Source organism: Alcanivorax sp., from assembly GCF_014762765.1.
Classification (GTDB): Bacteria; Pseudomonadota; Gammaproteobacteria; order Pseudomonadales; family Alcanivoracaceae; genus Alcanivorax.
Genome location: NZ_JABURH010000111.1, coordinates 44,034 through 45,305 on the forward strand (window position 1 = coordinate 44,034; position 1,272 = coordinate 45,305).

The window sequence follows — 1,272 nt, forward strand, 5'->3', positions numbered from 1 at the left end:
TACAGCTTTCCTTCAGCCGCCATGGCCATGTAATCCGGGATAAAGCGCAGCGTTACATTGCTGTCGCTGCCATAGATGCCCACGGGGGTTTCGATACCGACAAAGCCGGCGTCCGGGGCGCCTTCACCCAGCAGACCGTGCTGGAAAGAAAATTCCGCCACTTTCTGCATGGTGTCTTTCAGCGCCGGGCTGTTGACGAAGGCCACGGCCTCGGCGGGCTGATAGAACATGCGGGTGGAATCCAGTTGCGCTTCATAGCCGGCCAGGTCAGTGCCGGAGGCGTTGGCCATGAAGGTGCGGGCGGCCTTGCCGGCCTCATCATCGCCGGACATGGTCGCCATGATTTCGTACCAGGCACCGGTCAGTGCCTTGCCGAAATCCGGGTTGGCTTTCAGGGTGTCGGTGTTGACCACCATCAGGTCGATGATTTCACCGGGGATCTGCGCGGAGTCGAATACCTTGTGGCTGTCCGGCATGGCGGTGATTTCGCTGAGCAGCGGGTTCCAGGTGGCCACGGCGGTGACGCCCTTGGTGGTAAAGGCAGATACCAGATCCGCATCCGAGGTATTCACCACGGTCAGGTCACGCTCAGTCAGCCCCACCGTTTCCAGTGCCCGCGCCAGCAGGTAATGGGAGACCGACAGTTCCACCAGGTTCACCTGCTGGCCCTTGATGTCGGCCAGCTTGTCAGTGCCCTTGAGCACCACGCCGTCGTTACCGTTGGAGAAGTCACCCACGATCAGGGCGGTGGAATCCACGCCGCCGGCGGCGGGAATGGTCAGTGCATCCATGTTGGTCATGGCGCAGCCGTCATAGGCACCGGCGGTGTACTGGTTAATGGATTCCACATAGTCATTGATCTGTACCACATCAATTTCGATGTCGTACTTGTCGGCCCACTTGTCGACGATCTTTTGTTGGGCACCGTAATCCCAGGGCATCCAGCCCACGTAGATAGACCAGCAGATGCTGAAGGAATCTTTGGCCAGTGCGGTGACCGGCATGAGGGATGTGGACAGGGCGAGTACTGCAACGGCAGCGGTTTTACGTACGGAAAGGGTCATCTCGGACCTCCTTGGCTACGGACGATGAGGAATCCAATGACAACGCGGTCATCGTGTCCTCCCGGGCTTTTGTCCCGCCGTGTAACCTTCAGCCGCGAATCATGCCAACGACTGCAAGAAGGTCGACTGCTCTCGGACCAGGCATCGGCTGCGCGCTGTCTGTCGGCGCAGGCGACCGGAACCCTAGCGGTCTATTGGTTCAAATTGT

The 1,272-nt window shown here is 59.4% G+C and carries 1 protein-coding gene and 1 riboswitch; the gene reads right to left on the reverse strand.

Annotation, left to right across the window (positions count from 1 at the left end; all coding sequences use genetic code 11):
• The coding region (locus HUJ17_RS07045; RefSeq protein WP_290510028.1) for a putative urea ABC transporter substrate-binding protein at positions 1-1,064 on the reverse strand (1,064 nt) is incomplete at its 3' end.
• A 56-nt stretch (positions 1,065-1,120) separates the two neighbouring features.
• Positions 1,121-1,262, reverse strand: a riboswitch (guanidine-I (ykkC/yxkD leader).
• Positions 1,263-1,272: the final 10 nt, after the last annotated feature.